The organism is Algibacillus agarilyticus, assembly GCF_003286125.1.
Classification (GTDB): Bacteria; Pseudomonadota; Gammaproteobacteria; order Enterobacterales; family Alteromonadaceae; genus Algibacillus; species Algibacillus agarilyticus.
The window spans coordinates 111,330-132,909 of the sequence record NZ_QMED01000010.1; the positions used below are offsets into that span (position 1 = coordinate 111,330).

Below are 21,580 nucleotides of genomic sequence, written 5' to 3' on the forward strand. Positions count from 1 at the left end.
AAAAGCGAGGGGTTAGCTACCTGCGACTTGCAGCTCTTCAAGTAAGATAGAACCAGTATAAATGCTGCCACGTTTTTCAACGTCATTACCAATGTTAACAATATTTTTAAACATGTTGTCTAATTTACCGGCGATCGTAATTTCTTGAACAGGGTATTGAATAACCCCTTTTTCAACCCAAAACCCAGCCGCACCTCGAGAATAATCGCCATTAACCACGTTAACACCTTGACCCATTAGTTCAGTTACTAACAACCCTGTGTCTAATTGTTTTAACATGGCATCAAAACTCGCATCCATCGCGCTATTATTAAATAAACGCCAATTGTGAATACCACCGGCATGGCCCGTTGTTTGTAATTTCATTTTTCGAGCTGAATAACTCGATAATAACCAAGTTTGTAACACCCCTTGGTCAACGATATCACGAACTTTTGTCGCTACCCCTTCATGATCAAAGTAGCTACTGGCTAACCCTTGTTTAATTAAAGGGTCTTCATGGATACGCAGCCACTCTGGGAAAACTTGCTTGTGCAAAGAATGCTGTAAAAATGAGGAATCACGATATAAGTTTCCGCCACTGATCGCGGCAATAAAATGACCAAATAAACTATTGGCGACATCAGCACGAAACATAACGGGCATCTTTCCCGTTCCGAGCTGCTGCGCGTTTAACCGCGAAATAGTCTCAAGTGACGCATCACGTCCAACCTGCTCAGCAGGTGTGAGTTCATCTAAACGGCGCGAAACGGTATAAGCATAATCACGTTGCATATCTTGGTTTTCATCTTCAGCTATAACCGCACAACTCAAGCTATGTCGAGAACTCGGGTAAGACGCGATAACACCATGACTATTGCCATATACCCTAAAACCTTGATGACTTGAAAAACTTGCACCATCTGAATTTTTAATTCTAGGATCAGTATCAAATGCAGCTTGCTCACAACGTTTAGTAAGCTCAATGGCTTGGTCTGGGGTTAAATCGCTTGGGTGATACAAATCCAAATCAATATTATTTTTAATCATTAAATCGGGATCAGCTAAACCAGAAAATGGATCCTCTGATGTATATTGAGCAATATCACAGGCGGCAGCGACAGTTCGTTTAATAGCGGCTTCAGACAAATCTGACGTAGATGCCGAACCTTTGCGTTGCCCTTTCCATAAAGCGATGCCCAAAGCACCATCATGATTAAATTCAACGGTTTCAACTTCACCTAAGCGAGAAGCAACTTGTAAACCTTGGGTTTTAGAGATTGATACTTCAGCTGAAGTCGCACCCAGTGATTTAGCATAAGCTAATGCACTTTCGACAGCCGATTCTACACGCTTCATTTCATCAAGCATAAAAGGGAACACCTATAATTATTTCTTGGTTATTGTGTCGCTTAACCTTGGGTATAAACTTAAGCTTAGTGTAACATATGTATAGGCAAGTTACTTAGTGATGCCTTTTCACTATTTTAGCGTAATTTGGTTATTAAATAATGATTTAACAGGCGAAATATGACAGATCCAAAGCACGACATCGATGAAATTGAAGAAGAAATAATCTACGTGAGTAAAGAAGAGCTGAAAAGAGATCTGGCAGAAATGCGAGAACTTGCAAATCGCCTTGTTGAAATGTCGCAAACCAAACTAGATAAGCTCACCTTAACCCCAGCTCAAATAGACGCAGTCGCTTTGGGTAAAAAAATAAAAAATAAAAAAGATGCTTATCATCGTCATCTGCAATTTTTTACTAAATTGTTACACAACAAAGATCTTTCCGCTTTGTATCTCGGCCTAGAAAAAATAAAGCAAGGCCCATTACTTGCCAATCAGCATATCCAAAAGTTAGAAGCATTAAGCTTAAAAATCATAGCGGAAGGTGACCCTGCTATTCAAAGCTTGCTTAATGAGCACGCCGATCTAGACCGCAGCAAGTTAAGACAATTTGCACGGCAAGCAAAAAAAGATCAAGCGGCAGAGAAACCTTCAAAAGCAGCAAAACAATTACTACAATATTTAAGAAGTATGATCCCACAACAATAACAAAAGAAGGATGAACAATGCAGCAAGTAAAATTTATCATATCGATGTGGCTAACTTTTTTACTTGTTGCGTGCGGAAGTGGCCACTCAGGTAAAAATGATGACGCTGAGACAGACGTTTCAGAAACATATAGCTTAACGTTATCGATTGATAGCGAACATTGTAATAATGATTGTAATCATACATTTGCGAGTGATGACACGGTCGTTGTAACCGCAACCTTATTGTTAGGCTCGGCCCCTGCCGCAGGTGAAATTATTAATTTTACTGCCGGTGTTGGTGAGTTATCCGCTAGTCAGGCATTAACAAACAGCAACGGTGTTGCAACCATCAATTTAACCAATAGCAGTGAAAATTTAAATGCCGGTATATTGAATGCGAGCTTTGATACCCTCACCACGAATCAAAACTATCAATTTACCGCCGCAAGCGATGATGATCCTGACGTTAGCACACCTGAAGTTTATAGCTTATCTTTGACACTCGACAACCCGACTTGCAACAGCAACTGTAATCATACCTTTTCTAGTGATGACACGGTTATCGTCAGCGCGACCTTACTTTTAAATTCTGCACCTGCCGCAGGTGAAATTATTAATTTTACCGCCGGTGTTGGTGAAATATCTGCAAATCAGATATTAACGAATAGCAACGGTGTGGCAACGATAAACTTAACAAACAGCAGTGAAAATTTAAATGCCGGTATATTGAATGCGAGCTTTAATGGCATCACGACTAATCAAAATTATCAATTTACCGCGGCTGATGGGGAGCCAGATGTTGGCACACCGGATGTCTACAGCTTATCTTTGACACTCGATAACCCAACTTGCAACAGCAACTGCAATCACTCTTTTTCTAGCGATGATACGATTGTCGTTACCGCAACCTTACTTTTAAACTCTGCGCCTGCGGCGGGTGAGATTATTAATTTTACGGCGGGTGTTGGTGAATTATCTGCAAGTCAGGCATTAACTAACAACAACGGTGTTGCGACCATCAATTTAACCAATAACACTGAAAACTTAAATGCAGGTATATTGAATGCGAGCTTTGATACCCTCACCACGAATCAAAATTATCAATTTACTGCAGGCAATACTCAATCAGCAACCCATGTGCTCAGCATCGACTTAACATCTCCGGATTGTCAGCTTGAGTGTGCTAGTTTTACTCAAAATGAAACCGTCACCATAACGGCCACATTAACAGATGAAAACAACACACCGCTAACAGGTCAAGTGGTCAACTTTACCGCACCGTTAGGTCAGTTAAATGTAAATAGCAAACTCACAAACAACGAAGGTAAAGCCAGTGTGAGCCTGAGCAATTCAAACGGCACATTAGGCGCCTCGACTATTTCAGCCAGTCACGACGCTTTAAATGCCAACATCAATTATGAATTTGTATTATCAACACAAAACTCGACGGCTGAACCGCAGTTCGCTTTAACATTACCATCAGGCATTCGTATTCAAGTTGGGCAAACAACCACACTTAACGCCCAAGTACACGATGCCAACGGCGATGTAATGGTTAATCAATTAGTTAACTTTTCGCTAGCGCAAGGCATATTAAACACCAATTCAGCGTTAACCAATGCACAAGGCATAGCAGAGGTTACCTATACCCCGCTCGATACCGATTTAGGTGCCTTTTTAGCGACTGCATCGACCACGATAAATGATGTAATATACAACACCGAAACGTTATATGAAGTGTTACCAGAGAATGCGGTTGAAGCTAATATCGAGTTTGGTTATTTTGATGGCACAACCTTTATTCCGAATAAAATAGGAATACAAGGCGCAACCCGTGACGAAAGTGTAAACATTGCAGCCGGCGGTACAGCCAGTTTATTTGTATCACTAGCAGAATTGCAAACCGATGGGGTTACTTACCTACCCTATTTTAATTCCGCAGTTATTAATTTTTCGTCTATTTGTGTTCAGCAAACATCAGCAACCATTGATGCGGCAATTACAACAGTAGCAGGCCGAGCCACGTCTACGTTTGAAAATACATCGTGTTCAAGTACCGTAGCAAGCACAGATACAATAAGCGCTTCGGTAACGATTAATAACAACCTAGTTACCATAACACGAGATATCAACTTACTCTCTACAGAGCTCGGTTCGCTCAGCTTTATTTCCGCTAACCCCACCCAATTAGTCATGGCAGAATCCGGCGGAGCCGGTCAAAGTGAAACGGCGACATTAACGTTTCAAGCGTTAGATTCGCAAGGCAATCCCATCCCACAATTGGATGTGAATTTTTCACTCACCACTAGCTTAGGCGGTTTATCTATTTTTCCGGTTACATCCGTCACTAACTCACAAGGCCTAGTGACTACACAAGTGTCAGCGGGAGCCATTCCAACGTCAGTGGTTGTCGAGGCATCAGCAACTCTTAATAATGTTGAAGTAAAATCGCAATCGTCTGAATTAACCGTTTCTACAGGCCTGCCAGATCAAGATAGCTTTGTATTAGTATCAGATGTAACTAACAGCGAAACATTTAACTATATCGATGAATTAGTCACCTTAACCGCTTATTTAGCCGATACAAACGAAAGCGCAGCGATCGATGGCACAACCGTTGTATTTAAAGCAGAAGGCGGAGCGTTACTGCAAGATAGATGTTCAACAATCAATGGTAGCTGTTCGGTGACATGGCGTGGTGGCTCGCCAATACCTGAAAATCATCGAGTAACGATTTTAGCAACGGCTATCGGACATGAAAGCTTTGCCGATATTAATTCGAATGGCTTATATGATGAAACCGATGGTGAACCTTTTGACGATGGCGCGGGTGCGGGCTTTTTACGCCAAGGTAACGGCATACAAGATGATGCCGGTAAAGACTATAACGATGATGGCACCGTCGAACCCGCTTATACCGATCGAAATGCTAACGGTGTATTTGATGGCCCCGGCTTTATTGACCTACCCGAAGCGTGGTTGGATGCCAATGAAGATGGTATTAAAAATAGCAATGAAGAATATAATGACTTCAACGCAGATAATACGTTTAACTTACCTAACGGCTTATTTAATGGCCCGCAATGTACCGATAACACGATTTGCCAAGCCGCACCCAATAATCGTATAGAGCTTAGAGCCAGCACGGTTTTAATCTCGTCTAGCTCTTTTGCCCTGTACACGCTAACACGAACCGATACAGGTGAAGTGCTGGCAGATCAAGACGGGGTATACATTAATACGATTTCGCTAGCGGCAGGGCAAAGCGCCAGCTTTAGATTAAACTTCACCGATACAGGCCAACAAATTTTACCTGCAGGCACAACATTAACTTTCTCAAGCAACGTAGGCGAAATAAGTAATACAGGTCGAGTAATACAGAATAGTAGTGGCGCTGTTGATGCGAATCTAAATTGGGTTGGTGGTAATGATACATTTGTATTAACGAACAACTTAACAGCGGAAGACACGCCTTCAACCGGCAGCTTACAAATAAATATGACAACACCAAAAGGCAACGAGCCGATAGATTTAGGCATTGCGGTTAATTTATCCAATTAATTTGATTTATACCTGAACTGGTAAGCAATTCGAGAACAATAAAAAAGGCGATTTATCTCACAATAAATCGCCTTTTTTAATTCAGTCTATTTTGGTTGTGGGTGATTAACTTATCGTGTTCCACCAACAACGAGCTCATCGACTTTTAATGTTGGCTGCCCAACACCAACCGGTACACTTTGGCCATCTTTACCGCAAACCCCGACCCCTCGGTCAAGCGCTAAATCGTCACCCACCATCGATACTTTACTCATTGCATCAGGGCCGTTACCAATTAAAGTCGCACCTTTAACCGGAGTTGTGATTTTTCCGTTTTCAATCAAATAAGCTTCCGATGTTGAAAAAACAAATTTACCCGACGTAATATCAACTTGACCGCCACCAAAATTAGGTGCATAAATGCCTTTTTCTACCGACGCGATAATATCTTTTGGATCACTCTGCCCTGCAAGCATATATGTGTTGGTCATTCTTGGCATGGGTAAATGCGCATAGCTTTCTCTGCGACCGTTACCGGTAGGTTTAACACCCATCAAACGCGCGTTTTGCTTATCTTGCATGTAGCCTTTTAAGATCCCGTTTTCAATTAATACATTGTATTGGCCTGGTACACCTTCATCATCAATATTAATTGATCCTCGGCAGTTAGCTAACGTACCATCGTCAACAATAGTACATAAACTGGAAGCCACTTGTTGCCCCATTTTTTCAGAGTAAGCCGATGATCCTTTACGGTTGAAATCACCTTCTAAACCATGCCCTACCGCTTCATGTAATAAAACGCCAGGCCATCCAGCGCCTAATACAACAGGCATAGTGCCAGCAGGCGCTTCAATAGCATCAAGGTTAACTAATGCTTGGCGAACGGCTTCTTGCGCATAAATTTTATAACGCTCAACACCATTTTCTAATTCAAAGAAAAAGCTGTAATCGGTGCGCGCACCACCACCGGCACTTCCTCGTTCACGTTTACCATTATGCTCAACCAGCACTGAACAGTTTAAACGTACTAGTGGTCTTTCATCTACCGCATAAGTACCATCGCTGGCACAAATTATAATTTCTTCATATACGCCCGTAATACTCACAATCACTTGCTTAACACGCGAGTCTTGCGCTCGAGCAATGGCTTCTACTTCATTTAACAAATGAACTTTTTGCTCAGGAGAAAGTTGATTCAAAGGGTTTAATAATGCATGAGCTTTACCGGGTACAGTTGATGTGAAAGCTTTAACTTTAAAATCATCTTGATTACGGGTAATACTGCGAGCGGCCTCTGCAGCCGCTTTTAAAGCGCTTAAGTTGATATCATCTGAGTAAGCAAAACCTGATTTTTCACCATCGACCGCACGAACACCCACACCACGCTCGATATTAAAATTACCTTCTTTAACAATGCCATCTTCTAACACCCAGCTATCATGCTGGCTTGTTTGAAAATATAAATCGGCATAATCAAGCTTACGCTGATGCATGTAGGCTAATGTTTCTTCTAACGCACCTTTATCTAGCCCGCTATCATTTAAAATATTCTTCTCAACTGCACTCATATATTTGATGATACCTTTATTTTTCTATGTTGCTTATTAGGCATTTTAGCACGTATTGCGGTTAAACTCGTTAAATCCACTAAGGTTTGTACGATGCACGGCTCTTCTGTCGCTTGCGCAAGCCGTTTGCCCCAACCATCAACAATTAAACTGTGGCCCCACGTTTTACGGCCGTTACGATGTGTGCCGGTTTGTCCTGCCGCCACCATAAAACATTGATTTTCAATAGCTCGAGCTTGGATTAATGGTTGCCAATGGGCTTCACCGGTTAAAAAAGTAAACGCGCTGGGTAAACAAATAATATCAGCACCTTGATTTTGCATTACTCGAAACAATTCCGGAAACCGAACATCGTAACAAACAGCTAAGCCAATTTTGGCAAAAGGCGTTTCAAGCACAACGATATCTTGTCCGGCTTGTGTGTATTTACTTTCTAAATAATGTTGCGTGTTATCCGCGACTTCAACATCAAATAAATGAATTTTATTATACTGAGCGACACACCGACCTTGCGGATTAAAAACTAAACACGCAGCATAAAATTTATTATTGCTAGCTTTTATCGAGCCTGCTTTTATCGGGTCTGCTTTTATCGGGATAGTACCGCTGACTAACCAAAGACCAAACTCTTGCGCTAAATTAGCTAAAAAGGTTTGGATAGGCCCTTGCCCCAGAGTTTCAGCCTGCTCAAGCTGAGCAGCTTCAATACCACCAAAGATAGCCCAGCATTCTGGCAATACAACAAGTCGATGTTCAGCTTCTTTCAACTGTTGGCATAAAGCATAAACAGCTGAAAAATTAGCCTGCAGGTCTGGTGACGAATTTAATTGCAACGCCGCTAATAATACCGTCATGAACGGGTTCCTGTTCCTTTGCTTTCTACTGTTTGCTCTAACGGTTGTACCGGTGTATTTTGTTGTGGCTCAACCATGGGTATTACCGGACCCGTTCTAGGTTGAGTTGCTTTATCAGGTTGCTTGCCTTTTGATTGACCTTTTTTAGGTTTATTACTCAGTTGCACTTCTTTACTGCTACGGCCAACTTCTTGCACAATTGGCTTATCAAAGGTGCCGTTTACATCAAATTCAATTTTAGAAACCACTTGCGCACTCTCTAACACTTTGTCTAATGCCAGTGCAGCCACCCCCGTAACAGGGTTAACCATCCACGCGACTAATATTGGTAAACTCGACGTTAATTTAGGGCTAAAGGATATCCGATAATTTAGTGTTTGCTTTGCCAAATCTGAAGAACCGACAATATCCATATTGCCGGCGACACCATTCATGTGAGCATCATCCGTTTTGCTGATCCCGTTTTTAACCGATACCGTGCCTTTCATATCGTTAAAAAATAACCCTTTGCTGAAAACATCACGAAAGTCTAAACGTAATTTACGAACTAATGAGTCCATGCTAAGTAATGAAAAAAGACGAGCGCCTTGATCCGATACTTCTGTAAAATAACCTTCGCCAAGTGACCACTTAACATTACCATTTAATAAACCATGGCTATATAAATGCGGTGCATTTTGCCAAGCAAGATCAAAGTTCAATTGCAGGTTGCTATCTCTTACAGGGGATGCATATTCAAATTGTCGTAACCAACTGCCAACATCATTGCTTTTAACATCACCTTTTAACTGGGTTTTATGTTGTTGATTAACTAACTGCCAATAGCCAGTTGCACTTATTTGATTGCCACTTTGCTTTAAATCAAGCGAGTTAATCAAAATACGATCACTTGCTCGGGTTAAGCGAGCGCGTATTTCACCCAATGGTTTGTCATTCAACTCACAACGTAAGCAAGTAATTTGTAGCGGCGGTAAATTAGCAAAAATACGCTCTGCTTGATTTTTTTCTGTTTTTTCTAACCAACTAATGGCTTCGGCGGTGAGCTCTAAATCCTGTTTATTTTGTTTGGGTAACTTATAATTAAAATATTCTGCGTTAATTTCAACGCCTCGCCCAAACCAATCTTCATCTATTTTGATATCACCTCTAAACTCACGCGCATTAACTCGTGTTAACCATAATGAATCAGTCGCTTGTACATCAAAAAAGGTATCATGCCATTCCATATTCGCAATTTTAACTTGTGCAAGGTCACCGCGGATACGTTGAGGTTTGCCCAGTATAGGCACACTATCACTCGTCGATTTACCCAAGTCGCTGACCAACCCGTTAACAAAGGTAATATAGTCATCCAATACAATATCGGGTAAATGCACGGCAATATTAAAGCCTTGCCCCGGCACACCTAATTGCTGCTCACCAAGTACTAAATAAGCACGGCTAAATGATGCGGTTTCATGCGGTAAAACGCCATCAAAACTAATTAAATCACTCATGTGACCATGAATTAAGCTACTTTCGATATCACCATTAGCAGTGAGCGTTAAACGTTGAACTTCGCCCACTTGTTTGTGATAAGGACGAGGTAAGTCCAATGCTAAAGCAGCAAGGTCAACATCGGCAGAAAAATCATAGGTGAAGCCTTGAGCGGGGAAATTAAGTTGCAGCAAGCCTTGCCAGTTTATTTCGCCTTCCATCGTTGAGGCTAAATAAGGTAATGACCAAGAATCAAAGAGTACAGGAGCTTCCCACAGGCCTTGTAAATCAATCGCGACTTTATAAGCATCCTTTTCTTGCGAAGCGTTAACACTCGCTTGCATCGGCGCATTGGCAAATTCAAACGTCACATTTTCAGCAGATAATTTATCCATATCAAAATGTAACTCACCACTCACTTGATTAAGCTCAAAACCTGTCGGGTTAATGTTAACTTGATTGTTAGCTAATAAAATCGAGCCTTTTGCATGTGTTTCATCTGCGTTATTTAGAGGCACCGTTAAATTTAAATTAGCTAAAATGTCGCCTTTCACACTCAGTTCAGTTAAGGCTTTTCCGACTGTTTTGGCCAACATACTTTGCTGAATAACGTCAGTGGCGGCAAGGCCTGAACCTTTCACGTTAGCGTTTAAATATAAGGTCGCATCCTTATTATAAACATTATCTATTTTAGCTGAGAGCTGTTGTAACGAGAGGTCTAATAAATTAGCTTTTTGGCTGTTAAACAATAAGTTTTGATTTATAAAATCGAGGTTAAGCGCTAATTCCGTGGCAGTAGGCCAGTCTGCTTGAAACTGAAAAGCCGCTTCTTCTACGCTTATATGCGCATGAAAAAGGCCTTGTTTATTATCAAACGGAAAATCGTTAAATCGACCTTGCCATACAACCTGTGCAAAATCGGCATAACCTTGTTTAAAAGCCGACAAAACATAATCATAAACAAATTGCCCCATGGCTTTACGAGGTAAAAATTTTTCTAAGTTTAATGCTTCAACTTTATCCACCTCAGTGAATAATTGCATTTGAACTTCACCCTGTTCATCAGATGAAACAAATGCGCTAGCGTTAAACGTATTACCCGCTGTTTTAACTTGCGTATCGTAAATACTCACAGACCATGCATCTTGTAAGCTAACGTTTAAGTTTAAGTTAGCTTGCTCAATCTCAAAGGGCTTATCAAATAACTCAGGTAAACCTAATTCACCCTGTTGGGTATAAATATGTGCCGCGATCAATGATTGGTTAAACGCAATATCAGCTTGCCAATGGTTTAATTCCGGTAACGGAGAAACGGCTTGCCAGCCAACGTTATCTAATTGTAAAAAACCGCGCCAGCCTTGTTTATTTTTATGTAAGCTCAGTTGGTGTATTTCGGTATTAGGGTTTAATTGTTCAGCCAAGTTATGAACAAGCGGGTCAACTTTAAAAAGCTTAGTAAACGCTAACAGCGGCTTAATATTAAATGAATCAATCTTAACTAAAGACGATTTAAGGTTATGCTTAACATTCAAATTAACCGTCGTTTTAGGATTAGCGTTATGCTGGATGGTTAATTCTTTTAATTGCCACGTGTCAATTGTGTCTGAAAAGTTAGCGGTTAAAATAGCGTCCGATAGGTGTAAAACTTGCGGGTTAACTTGAGATTCACTTTTCCAGCTGACATGACTCGGTTGCAAACGAGCAAGCATTTGGGTAGGAATACCGGCCGAAATATCTAACCAAGCTTCAAATGGAACCTGACTACTCAGCTCCACGATATCGTCACGTAAATCAAAATCGTAAAAATTAGCTAAGTTTAAACCTTGCGAATTAACGTACATCTGTCCAGACAAACCCGCTTTCTGATCATGTAAATCCAGAATGAATTTAATACTTTGATTATCAAGCGCAGAGATCGAGAACTCACCAACCCCTTGATGATGTTCACCTCGGTTGTACCAAGAGAGCTGATCAATGTTAATTATTCTTTTTTCAGCTTTACCATTAGCTAAAATCAAACGACTCTCTTGCACATCAAAACGTTTAAAATGTTTTAAAAATAGAGGTTTAAGGGTTTCAAGTAAATTTTTATCGCTCTGTTGGTCTGGCGATTTTACCTTCAATTTTTTTAAATCTATTTCTGCATTTATTCCTTCAAGCACAAAATTATTGGCCACTAGCTCATGCGAAACGATACTGCGCCAAAAATCGACTTCAATTTTCAACGCTTCGATTTGTAATTGTAAAGGCGTATTATGATCATCATCTTCAAACGAAACCATTTTTAGCGTTAAGCTTGGCCCCATACCCTGCCAACCCGCATCAATAGCGCCAAACTTAATTGGGATATTAAACTCGTCTGAGATCACATGACTAATGTCATGCCTGAAGTCATTTAAATAAGGTAAGGCTAACCGTAATGCACTTAATAACACCGCGCACAGCACCATAACAATGGCAACAAACAACCACAGTTTACGTAATATACGACTCGCCCAATGCACAGATGTACTCATTAAATTACATCATCACCACGTCAAACTGCTCTTGCCCGTACATCCCTTCTGCTTGCACTTTAATTTGTTTCGCGATGAATAATTCTAGTTCACCTAATGCGTGTGATTCTTCTGACAATATATAATCAGCCACTTGTTGGTTAGCATAAACGACAAACTTATCGGCATCGTATGCACGGTTAACACGAACAATTTCACGCATGATTTCATAACATATGGTTTCAACGGTTTTTAACGTGCCACGGCCATCGCAACTTGGGCAATTTGAACACAGTATATGTTCTAAGCTTTCACGGGTTCTTTTACGTGTCATTTCGACTAACCCTAATGCCGAAAACCCATTGATATTATATTTTGCATGATCACGTGCTAATGCCATTTCAAGGCTATGTAATACACGGCGTCGATGATCAGCGTCCATCATATCGATAAAATCAATAATAATAATCCCGCCTAAATTACGCAGGCGCAATTGTCGTGCTAAAGCTTGGGTCGCTTCAATATTGGTATTAAATATGGTTTCTTCTAAATTACGGTGCCCAACAAACGCGCCAGTATTAATATCAATTGTTGTCATCGCTTCGGTTTGATCAATGATCAAGTAACCGCCCGATTTCAATTCAACTTTGCGCTCTAACGCTCGTTGTATATCATTCTCAACATTAAAAATATCAAAAATAGGCCGCTCACCCGGATAATATTCCATTTTATTACGCAACTCTGGAATAAATTCATCGATAAATTCCAGTAATTGCTCAAACGTTAATTTTGAATCAACCCGAATACGCTCTAATTCGGTATTAATTAAATCGCGTAATATTCGACAAGCAATCGTTAAATCTTGATATAAACAGCTGTGTTTTTTACCACGCTTTTTCCGCTCTTGTATTTTTTTCCACACTCGGCGTAAAAATTTCGCATCCTGCCGCAGCTCACCTTCATCCGCGCCTTCAGCTGCTGTTCTCACAATAAAACTGGCGTCTTCATCGCAGTATTCAGATGTAATATCTTTTAAGCGATCTCGTTCTTCAGGGCTATCAATACGCTGTGATACACCTACATGATTAGCGCCGGGCATAAAAACAAGGTAGCGAGAAGGGATCGTTATTTCAGTCGTTAAACGTGCGCCTTTAGTGCCAAGTGGATCTTTAACCACTTGCACCATGATACTTTGGCCATCTTTGACTAATTCGGTAATATCACGGACAGGTTGTGGAGACGTTATTGCATCTTCATCTTTTAACGTTTGATTAATTGTGATGTCTGATGCATGTAAAAAAGCGGCTTTTTCTAAACCAATATCAACAAAAGCCGCTTGCATACCCGGTAATACCCGACTAACCATGCCTAAATAGATATTGCCAACTAAGCCTTTTTTAGCCTGACGTTCAATATGCACTTCTTGCAAGCTGCCATTTTCAACTAAGGCGACACGAGTCTCGCTAGGGGTTACATTTATTAGTATTTCTGCACTCACGAGGATCTCACTTATTTTTCTCAAGCCGTTGTTGAGCTTGCATAATTAATTGTTGAGTATGATATAAAGGCAATCCCACAACCGCAGAATAGTTACCTTTAATTTGTGTCACATACTGCCCCGCTATACCTTGTATACCATAAGAGCCGGCTTTATCTTGAGGCTCTCCGGTTTGCCAGTATTTTTCAATATCATCAGCGGTTAACGGACAAAAAGAGACCTCAGTGATCACATTTTCGCACAAGGTAAACGATGAACTACAAATAGCAACGGCTGTCATAACTAAATGGGTCTGCCCAGACAATATTTCAAGCATACGCTTGGCATCAGGATAATCAATGGGCTTGCCAAAAATTTCACCATTAGGGCTTACTACAATAGTATCAGAGCCAACAACAAGCGCGTTTCCATGTGCAACCTTAGGCAAAATAGCCAGTGCTTTTTCAGTTGCTAACCGGGTCACTAAAGTTTCGGGTAATTCACCCGGCTGCACCGTTTCATCAATATCAGCACTTAAAACAGTAAATTCATGGCCTAACTGCTGTAATAACGCTTTGCGGCGCGGAGATTGCGATGCTAAATAAAGTGAAGTCATATAATTTTAAACGCTCGACGCATTTTGCGTAATAATAAAAAGGCCCACGGCCACATCACCATCGTTGTGATAGCGGGCCACATTAAGCTAGGTTCAAAAAAGCTATCGGTTAAAAAATGAATAAGCCAATACTCAGCTAAGTGATAAAATGCGCATAACATACCAACAATGATCGCTTGCTGCCAAACAGAAAAATTTCGAATTAATAAAAAATTAGCGGCGGCAATGTAAGCAATAATACTAAAGATTAAACCATTAATACCCAGAACCGAACCCAGCAATAGATCAAGTAACAAACCAACCAAGCAACCCGTTAATACACCGACACGATGTGGTAATGCGATACACCAATAAATAAGCGCCATTAAAGGCCAGTCAGGTCGAAAAGCAGAAAGAAAAGCCGGCATAGGGAAAATAGCCAACACCAAAGAAAAAAGTAAAGTCAGATAAATCAGAGCAATTCGCTTTGACATTATAATAAGGCCTCCGCTTTTTCGACCAAAGAATCAACAGCTTCATAAATTGGTTTTTGCTCAACATTATCTGGCCACAACAACAGTAAATAACGAATACGATCTAAATTCGCGATCGGCTTAGCCACCACTTTCGCAAAGGGTAAACTGGTATTCGAAACCACATGCTCGACTTTAGCAACCGGGTAACCTTCAGGAAAACGGCCACCGAGTCCAGACGACACCAATATATCGTTTTGCTTTATATCAGCACTATGCGGAACATGATTTAATTCTAATTGATGAAAGAAGCCGGTACCACTGGCAATAGAGCGTACAGAATTACGTGCGATACGCACTGGAATAGCATGGGTAATATCAGAAATAAGCAGCACACGACTGGTTGTAGTTGCTACGCTAACGACTTGCCCAACAATGCCTTTATCATCCAGAACCGGCTGCCCAGCATAAACACCGTTCAATGTGCCACGATTAATAACCACTTGCTGACTTGAGCGATTACTTTCTACCGCCATCACTTCGGCCACCATTTTGGCAGAAACTTCACGAGCGGGCGATTTGAGTAATCCTCGTAGCCGAACATTTTCTCGTTCAACAAAATGCATACGCTGCAATTTTTCACTTAAAATTAAATGTTGCTCAGTTAAACGCGCATTATCAGCAATGAGCTGCTGACGAAAAGCTAAAGAGGTCGTCATCCAATCTAATGTATTTTGTGGCACATTTGCCGCATACTGCAAAGGGCTAACCAATGAATTCAACATGCTTCTCACTTGCTTAAAACCATCAAGCTTATGATCAACAAACATTAAAACAACCGAAAAAAGAATAGCTAAAACAGCTCGAGTTTGAATGGATGGGCCTTGGCCAAATAAAGGGATCATATTAGCGATACATGCCCATAATTATCATTGTGATGCCTGCATTTTCAATTGGTATGAATTACAACAAAGCCGGGCGAGCCCGGCTTAAACAGATAAACTAATTTTGCTCTATTGATAATTAATCATAAGAGAAAAGATCACCACCGTGAACATCAATCATTTCGATGGCTTCTCCGCCCCCACGAGCAACACAGGTTAATGGATCTTCAGCAATCACCACAGGGATCCCTGTTTCTTCCATTAACAAACGGTCGAGGTCTTTTAATAAAGCACCACCGCCCGTTAATACCATACCGCGCTCACTGATATCCGATGCGAGTTCAGGTGGACATTTTTCAAGTGCAACCATAACCGCACTCACAATACCTTGTAATGGTTCTTGTAATGCTTCTAAAATTTCGTTGCTGTTTAAGGTAAAGCTACGCGGAACCCCCTCTGCAACATTTCGACCACGAACTTCGATTTCTCGCACTTCATCACCAGGGTAAGCCGAGCCAATTTCGTGCTTGATACGCTCAGCGGTTGCTTCACCAATTGAACTACCAAAGTTACGACGAATATACGAGATTATCGCTTCATCAAATTTGTCGCCACCGATTCTCACCGAAGACGCATAAACCACACCATTAAGTGAAATAACCGCAACTTCGGTTGTACCACCACCGATATCAATAACCATTGAGCCTGTTGCTTCTGATACCGGCATACCCGCACCAATTGCAGCAGCCATGGGCTCTTCAATTAGATAAACTTCGCGCGCACCGGCACCCATTGCAGATTCTCTGATCGCGCGTTTTTCAACTTGCGTTGCGCCACAAGGCACACATATCAAAACGCGAGGGCTCGGACGTAAAATATTATTGTTATGAACTTGCTTTATAAAATGCTGTAGCATTTTCTCCGTCACATAAAAGTCAGCAATAACGCCATCTTTCATCGGACGGATCGCCTTAATATTACCCGGTGTACGCCCTAACATAAGTTTAGCGGCGGAGCCCACAGCTGCAACCGATTTTTGCCCACCAGCTCGTTCTTGACGAATAGCTACCACAGAAGGTTCGTTTAATACGATCCCTTGGTCTTTTACATAAATGAGAGTATTCGCGGTACCTAAATCGATAGATAGGTCATTTGAAAACATGCCGCGTAATTTCTTGAACATGGAGGGCGATTCCCTAGTGCTAAATAAGAGGATTAAAAAATTTTGCGTAACTTTACCAACCTGCTAAAAAATCAGCAAGTCCAGACTTACATTTGTGTAAAATAATCGCAATCATGACGCATTAAACCGGTAAAATTAAGCGATAAGTTAAACTTGCTGGCTTAACTTCGCCTAAATCTAAAAATTAGTTACTCACTTCTCGCCAAGAAATAACCCGGTCATTTCCTCGACTATTACCAAAAGCCACTTCTGTCGGATTAGGCCCCGAAAGCACATTGCTATTCCAAGCCGATTGCATCCAAATAGGCAGCACCGCATCATCCCAATTAATGATGAGCTTGCCACCTGCTGTCGCGTCAGAAGCCTGGTTAAAAACTAAATTAAATAAACCATCATCCACAGGCTCTAACACGCCAAACAACCCCGTTAGCGTCACAACACTCGAAACGCCTTGGCTTGACGTTACGGTTATTGTTGCAGGATCTTCGTTACCACTTTTTGTCGGTGTGGTGGTAAAACTGTCTAAAGCGAGTGAGCTCGCTGTATCATCGGTAGCAACAACCCAAGCAATACCACTCCAATATTGCATGCTCGCTCTAATATTAGCTTCACCGCCAATTCTATCCGCTGCATTTTGCACATATAAACGACCATAGCGTTGCTCTAAACCTACTGCACTGAGTGTATAAAGTGCATTATTTGAACGGCTGTCACTATCAACAAAGCCATTGGCGGCAATCGTAATGTCGATAGATGAGTCTGTTGGTGCCATGAGCGTAGCCGATTTAGCATAGGTAAAGGTATCAGATGAATTGAGTGTATATAAATATTGGCCATTGACCGGGCTGCCGCTACTCACCTCTTGTGCAAAAGTGCCATTTGAATGGCTCGATGTTAAGCCGGAAATAACGGCATCCGAACTGGTTACGCTTACGCTACTAAATCCAGCAGGCGCATAATTATTCATGAGTTGATCATCACTATTATAGGCTTTTATTCTAATCGTGGGAGGCAACGCTGCTGCAAAGTTAGCACTTTCAGCATCTGCGCCGTCATAGCCAAATTGCTTGCCAATGTAGTTAAACGTTAAATCATGATATTCAAATTCAACGGCATCTAAACCAACCTGATCAAGGGTTAAATAATCGGCAACAAATGGGCCAATGCTCAGTTTATTAGCCCAGTTTAATGCCAAACTTTGGCCGAAATAATTGCTATCACTCACCGCTAAATCAAAATAGCCATATTCATTGTAACTGGCATTGGCATATGTCTTAGCCGCTTGATTAGTATCATGATCATCTTGATTAGCCGTCACCGTTACGATTTGACCCGATGCATAAGTAAACGTGCTATTAACATTGCCAGTAACACGTTGAGTGGTAAAATCAAGCGCCCCTGGTTGGTAGTTATCTGTAACCGTTACATTATCTGCACAATAACCATCAATATTAAACGTAAATGGGTCACTGGCAACAAAAATATTGTCACCATCATTGTCACTAAACGAAGCCACTTTAATGTAACTCGGTATCGCCGTATACAACCCTGAACCGCTCGAAATCACATTATTAGGATCGCTAGCCACAATGCTTAAACGACCGGCATTGTTATAAGTAAAGCTCACATTGTTGTCACTGCCCAAAGCCATTGACAGACTTGCTGTACCACTCGATGAGATCGTCGAATTAGCAGTGCCATTGCTTACAGAGAGTGAGGTCGGAGACGAAATGTTACTCGGTGTATGATAACTAAAAGAAAAGTTAACGTTGTTTGCACCGGTTATTTCTTTACAGCTATTACTGGCTGAATCGTATACAAATGCTTCTAACGTTGCGGTGGTTTGAGAACAAGAAGTCGCCGTTATATTGGCCAAACTAAACGCAGACGTGCCCGTAAATTCAATTTGGCAAGGGCTTAAAACATTGCCAGAAAGATCTTCACAAGTAAAAGAGCTACTCGGTGATAAATTACTTAATGCATATTCTGCCGTGACTAAATCTTGTTCATTTACCGTTACCGTTTTGCTGCCGGTAAACCCGTTAGTATCTAAAGTAGTTTGAGTGGCAGACACGGTTTTACTTAAGGTAGCCGACACGGCCTCTGCCGTATATAACGTGCTACAGTCAGTATTTTCACACGCTCTTACGGTAATCGTTTGATCGGCGCAAACCGAAGATGAGGTAACCGGCAATATAATCTCATAATGGTCTACAGCGGCAGTAACACCTGAATTAGACGAACCCGGCGTATCACCACAATCTTGATCCCAGTTATTGCTATCAGCACTGCCATCAGGTCGAGTACAAACCCCCGATTGACTGCCACCAGGCGGATCGGTAATCGTCACATCGTTTGGGTTTTCATCTTCACAGCTTTGCCATGTCGCCGAATAGCTCCCTTGTTCGTAACGTAGGTAATGCACCATTTCATCACTATCATCAAATAAAATGACTTCTTGTGTGTTGTTATGCAAGGCTAAATCAGAATCGATGAATAAATTTTGACCTTGCACCAGAAATGGAGAACTGCCTTGAGTCGCCGTTAAAACATCACCAGATAACGATTTAGCAATAACGATAAAGTCGCCAGTATTAAATGTTTGATTGGCACAACCACTCGCTGAACTACATACAAAATCTACATCCGTACTACTACCATTGCCGTCACCATCAAGTGTCCAATTCGCTAAACTTAAATTGCTGCCATTGGTCACATATAGCTCAATCCAATCATCATCTTTGTTGATCTCGTTAATAATAACATCACTCACAACATCACTTACCGGACAAGAGGGGGTAACCGATGCAGTACAAACATCCGAAGTTGTCGCTGAAGAACTGTTACCTGATACCGAGATCGAAGTCGAATCCGTCATTTCTAAAGTATCAGCAGATAGATTACCTGTTATGCTCGATGAGCCATTTAAGGTGACTCGTCCCTTGCCAAAAACAATACCGGTTAAGCTAGCGGTGTCAGTTAATTGAATATCATAATAACTAGAACTATCATCAGCATAAATCACAATATCTTCAGCACTTCCGCCTAAGTTTATGCTGCTACTACCATAAATAAAAAGCCCTCGATTAATATGCAACCGAACACTACCGGTCCCTTTACTTTTATCAACAACGATCTTTGAACCATTATTTAGCTGTAACCGCTCAATGAAATAATCGCCTGGATACATCGAAAGAGTCGCACCACTATTTAATGTTATTTGTTTAAAGCGGTATTCATCGTTAGCGGTTTTAAAATCAAAAGTCGGTGCATTCCAATTTGAAAAATAACCAAAATCATTGCTTTTATAACCTCTAGTCTGGCCAAATGTAATGCTGCTCCCTGTTTGGGGGTAATCATTTTCACTGCTTACATTATAGGTAGGAAAAGTGATAGAAGAGGACGACGAGCCCGTTACGTTACAAGCCTGCGTAACACAACTACTTGAATTAACTTGATTTAATGAAGAAAAATCAATGTTAGGGTTATTTCCATGATTAATAATTTGTGACGAACCGTACATAGTCAAACTACCAGAGGCTGAACCACTAGCTACCCCACCAGAAAAAACGTCATCACATGTAGGTAACGCCCGAGCAACAAATGAAGGCAAACTTAATAGGCACAGAAAAAAATAATACATAACTTTTATTCTATTCATAAGTTAACGCCTTTGCCTCTACTTCAATTTTACGTGACGTTTGCCATTCACCAACATCGCAAGTGCCAATGCTTTCAACGCGATAATAACGCACATTTTCAACGGTTGCGCTAGCGTTCACATCAACCACCAAATCAAAACAACTCGCGGTAAAAGAACAATTAGCCATGCCTAAGTTAGTGCTAGTGGGCAATGTAAAACTATATGGGCTCGTAATATCGGCGCAGGCCAGTGTATTAACCGATGCTGTATCGGTTGCACTCGCATCAATTGGAAACAGCTGAGCTAGCATATAATCCACTCCGGTAGTCGCAGCCAGTAACGCACGAGTACCGTACACCTCAACCGCAACCGACTCATTGGTTGCACTTAACATTTTAACTAAAGACGATGCCAACACCGACATTACCACAATAATAAATAACGCTAGCACCAACGCGCTACCACCTTGTTTAACATGGCTATTTACATTTAGTTCAGATTGAATAGGCTTGAGTTTAGCTTGCATTTTTCACCCTTACCTGATGGTATATTTCCATTGGCTCAGCGCCGCTTTCACGTGAAAAAAGCATTAACATTTGTACGGTCGTCAAATCATCATCGGCAAAACTAAATATAAGATCTGAACTTAAATTAGTGACCCTTTCAACCATCACTTCATTTGTAATGACATTTGCACTATCAAGTGCATTTAACTGACTTTGCGTTGGTTGAGTCGCAAAAAGTGTTGTGTATTCTATCCGCGATACATTATCGGCAGCCAAATTAGCGCAATAGCTAATTTGATTATTAACCATATAATAACGATTCGCTTTGCTAACATTAAAAGCCGCTGATGCAGCATAAGTCACCGTGTTAGTTAAGGTTATATCAACTTGGTCGATAGTTGACGACGTGGTTAAAACATAACTCGTTACATTTTCACGCACATCATTGTCTACATCATAAAGTAAGGCGGTAGATTGCGGCTGTATCACGACATCATGGTTGCTCGCAAAACCATAATCGTTATCCGTCACGCCATTTATAACGGTAGGCGAAAGGCCATCACCTAAATCGTAATAACTGCCTGACGCTAAAATAGGAATAAACTCTACACATAAACCATCAGCAGAAATACGCACACTATTAGGTAATGCATTGCGTAATTCACGGGTTATTCGCTCTACAATAAACCGAGTTTCTTCTAACATGCGCTGCCTATCTGCGCCATCTACATAAGCTAAAGTACCCCACGACATAAAACTGGTCGCGCCAATCAAAGTCACGCTCATTAATAAAATAACCGCAACCAACTCGATTAAGGTAAAAGCTTTAACTTTATGTATACACCGACTTTTATACATTAGCCAT

Annotated in this window: 14 protein-coding genes; 2 read left to right on the forward strand and 12 right to left on the reverse strand. The window is 41.1% G+C overall.

Annotation, left to right across the window (positions count from 1 at the left end; all coding sequences use genetic code 11):
* Positions 1 to 12: 12 nt before the first annotated feature.
* The gene (pmbA, locus tag DPX34_RS10090; RefSeq protein ID WP_111978300.1) at positions 13 to 1,350 is read right to left on the reverse strand and encodes a metalloprotease PmbA; all 1,338 of its coding nucleotides are present in this window, start codon (positions 1,348 to 1,350) and stop codon (positions 13 to 15) included.
* 159 nt (positions 1,351 to 1,509) lie between these two features.
* Between pmbA and yjgA the strand changes: the two genes are divergently transcribed.
* Both yjgA and DPX34_RS10100 read left to right on the forward strand, forming a co-directional pair.
* Entirely contained in the window at positions 1,510 to 2,037 is a 528-nt protein-coding gene (yjgA, locus tag DPX34_RS10095) for a ribosome biogenesis factor YjgA (RefSeq protein WP_111978301.1), read from the forward strand.
* 17 nt (positions 2,038 to 2,054) lie between these two features.
* The gene (locus DPX34_RS10100; protein WP_111978302.1) at positions 2,055 to 5,579 is read left to right on the forward strand and encodes a beta strand repeat-containing protein; all 3,525 of its coding nucleotides are present in this window, start codon (positions 2,055 to 2,057) and stop codon (positions 5,577 to 5,579) included.
* A 110-nt stretch (positions 5,580 to 5,689) separates the two neighbouring features.
* Here the strand turns inward: DPX34_RS10100 and tldD are convergent, their stop codons facing one another.
* The 11 genes from tldD to DPX34_RS10155 form a co-directional block, all read right to left on the reverse strand.
* A complete protein-coding gene (tldD, locus tag DPX34_RS10105; RefSeq protein WP_111978303.1) occupies positions 5,690 to 7,129 on the reverse strand; it encodes a metalloprotease TldD in 1,440 nt (479 codons plus the stop codon).
* Positions 7,126 to 7,983 (reverse strand): carbon-nitrogen hydrolase family protein, encoded by an 858-nt coding sequence (locus DPX34_RS10110; RefSeq protein ID WP_111978304.1) that lies wholly within the window; start codon positions 7,981 to 7,983, stop codon positions 7,126 to 7,128. Before DPX34_RS10110 ends, tldD begins: the two co-directional genes overlap by 4 nt.
* Complete coding sequence (locus DPX34_RS10115; protein ID WP_111978305.1) at positions 7,980 to 11,975, reverse strand: YhdP family protein; 3,996 nt, start codon at positions 11,973 to 11,975, stop codon at positions 7,980 to 7,982. The genes DPX34_RS10110 and DPX34_RS10115 overlap by 4 nt, the downstream gene beginning before the upstream one ends.
* A gap of 4 nt (positions 11,976 to 11,979) precedes the next feature.
* The gene (gene rng, locus DPX34_RS10120; protein WP_111978306.1) at positions 11,980 to 13,452 is read right to left on the reverse strand and encodes a ribonuclease G; all 1,473 of its coding nucleotides are present in this window, start codon (positions 13,450 to 13,452) and stop codon (positions 11,980 to 11,982) included.
* A gap of 7 nt (positions 13,453 to 13,459) precedes the next feature.
* Entirely contained in the window at positions 13,460 to 14,047 is a 588-nt protein-coding gene (locus DPX34_RS10125) for a Maf family protein (RefSeq protein WP_111978307.1), read from the reverse strand.
* The gene (mreD, locus tag DPX34_RS10130; protein ID WP_111978308.1) at positions 14,044 to 14,520 is read right to left on the reverse strand and encodes a rod shape-determining protein MreD; all 477 of its coding nucleotides are present in this window, start codon (positions 14,518 to 14,520) and stop codon (positions 14,044 to 14,046) included. Before mreD ends, DPX34_RS10125 begins: the two co-directional genes overlap by 4 nt.
* Entirely contained in the window at positions 14,520 to 15,404 is an 885-nt protein-coding gene (mreC, locus tag DPX34_RS10135) for a rod shape-determining protein MreC (protein WP_111978309.1), read from the reverse strand. Before mreC ends, mreD begins: the two co-directional genes overlap by 1 nt.
* 118 nt (positions 15,405 to 15,522) lie before the next feature.
* Positions 15,523 to 16,566 (reverse strand): rod shape-determining protein, encoded by a 1,044-nt coding sequence (locus DPX34_RS10140; RefSeq protein WP_111978310.1) that lies wholly within the window; start codon positions 16,564 to 16,566, stop codon positions 15,523 to 15,525.
* Positions 16,567 to 16,750: 184 nt separating this feature from the next.
* Positions 16,751 to 20,227 carry a DUF8613 domain-containing protein gene (locus DPX34_RS10145; protein WP_111978311.1) on the reverse strand — a complete coding sequence of 1,159 codons (3,477 nt, stop codon included), beginning with the start codon at positions 20,225 to 20,227 and terminating at the stop codon, positions 16,751 to 16,753.
* Positions 20,220 to 20,735: a hypothetical protein gene (locus tag DPX34_RS10150; RefSeq protein ID WP_111978312.1), complete on the reverse strand. Its 516-nt coding sequence runs from the start codon at positions 20,733 to 20,735 to the stop codon at positions 20,220 to 20,222. The genes DPX34_RS10145 and DPX34_RS10150 overlap by 8 nt, the downstream gene beginning before the upstream one ends.
* Positions 20,725 to 21,573, reverse strand: coding sequence for a PilW family protein (locus tag DPX34_RS10155; RefSeq protein ID WP_111978313.1), 849 nt, complete (start codon positions 21,571 to 21,573; stop codon positions 20,725 to 20,727). The genes DPX34_RS10150 and DPX34_RS10155 overlap by 11 nt, the downstream gene beginning before the upstream one ends.
* Positions 21,574 to 21,580: the final 7 nt, after the last annotated feature.

Excerpts from the sequence above, each read along its gene's own strand:
- DPX34_RS10145 (WP_111978311.1), bottom strand. The coding sequence starts at position 20,227 with ATGAATAGAATAAAAGTTATGTATTATTTTTTTCTGTGCCTATTAAGT.
- DPX34_RS10150 (WP_111978312.1), bottom strand. The coding sequence starts at position 20,735 with ATGCAAGCTAAACTCAAGCCTATTCAATCTGAACTAAATGTAAATAGC.
- yjgA (WP_111978301.1), top strand. The coding sequence starts at position 1,510 with ATGACAGATCCAAAGCACGACATCGATGAAATTGAAGAAGAAATAATC.
- tldD (WP_111978303.1), bottom strand. The coding sequence starts at position 7,129 with ATGAGTGCAGTTGAGAAGAATATTTTAAATGATAGCGGGCTAGATAAA.
- mreC (WP_111978309.1), bottom strand. The coding sequence starts at position 15,404 with ATGATCCCTTTATTTGGCCAAGGCCCATCCATTCAAACTCGAGCTGTT.
- DPX34_RS10155 (WP_111978313.1), bottom strand. The coding sequence starts at position 21,573 with ATGTATAAAAGTCGGTGTATACATAAAGTTAAAGCTTTTACCTTAATC.
- DPX34_RS10100 (WP_111978302.1), top strand. The coding sequence starts at position 2,055 with ATGCAGCAAGTAAAATTTATCATATCGATGTGGCTAACTTTTTTACTT.
- DPX34_RS10110 (WP_111978304.1), bottom strand. The coding sequence starts at position 7,983 with ATGACGGTATTATTAGCGGCGTTGCAATTAAATTCGTCACCAGACCTG.
- DPX34_RS10140 (WP_111978310.1), bottom strand. The coding sequence starts at position 16,566 with ATGTTCAAGAAATTACGCGGCATGTTTTCAAATGACCTATCTATCGAT.
- pmbA (WP_111978300.1), bottom strand. The coding sequence starts at position 1,350 with ATGCTTGATGAAATGAAGCGTGTAGAATCGGCTGTCGAAAGTGCATTA.
- DPX34_RS10115 (WP_111978305.1), bottom strand. The coding sequence starts at position 11,975 with ATGAGTACATCTGTGCATTGGGCGAGTCGTATATTACGTAAACTGTGG.
- DPX34_RS10125 (WP_111978307.1), bottom strand. The coding sequence starts at position 14,047 with ATGACTTCACTTTATTTAGCATCGCAATCTCCGCGCCGCAAAGCGTTA.
- mreD (WP_111978308.1), bottom strand. The coding sequence starts at position 14,520 with ATGTCAAAGCGAATTGCTCTGATTTATCTGACTTTACTTTTTTCTTTG.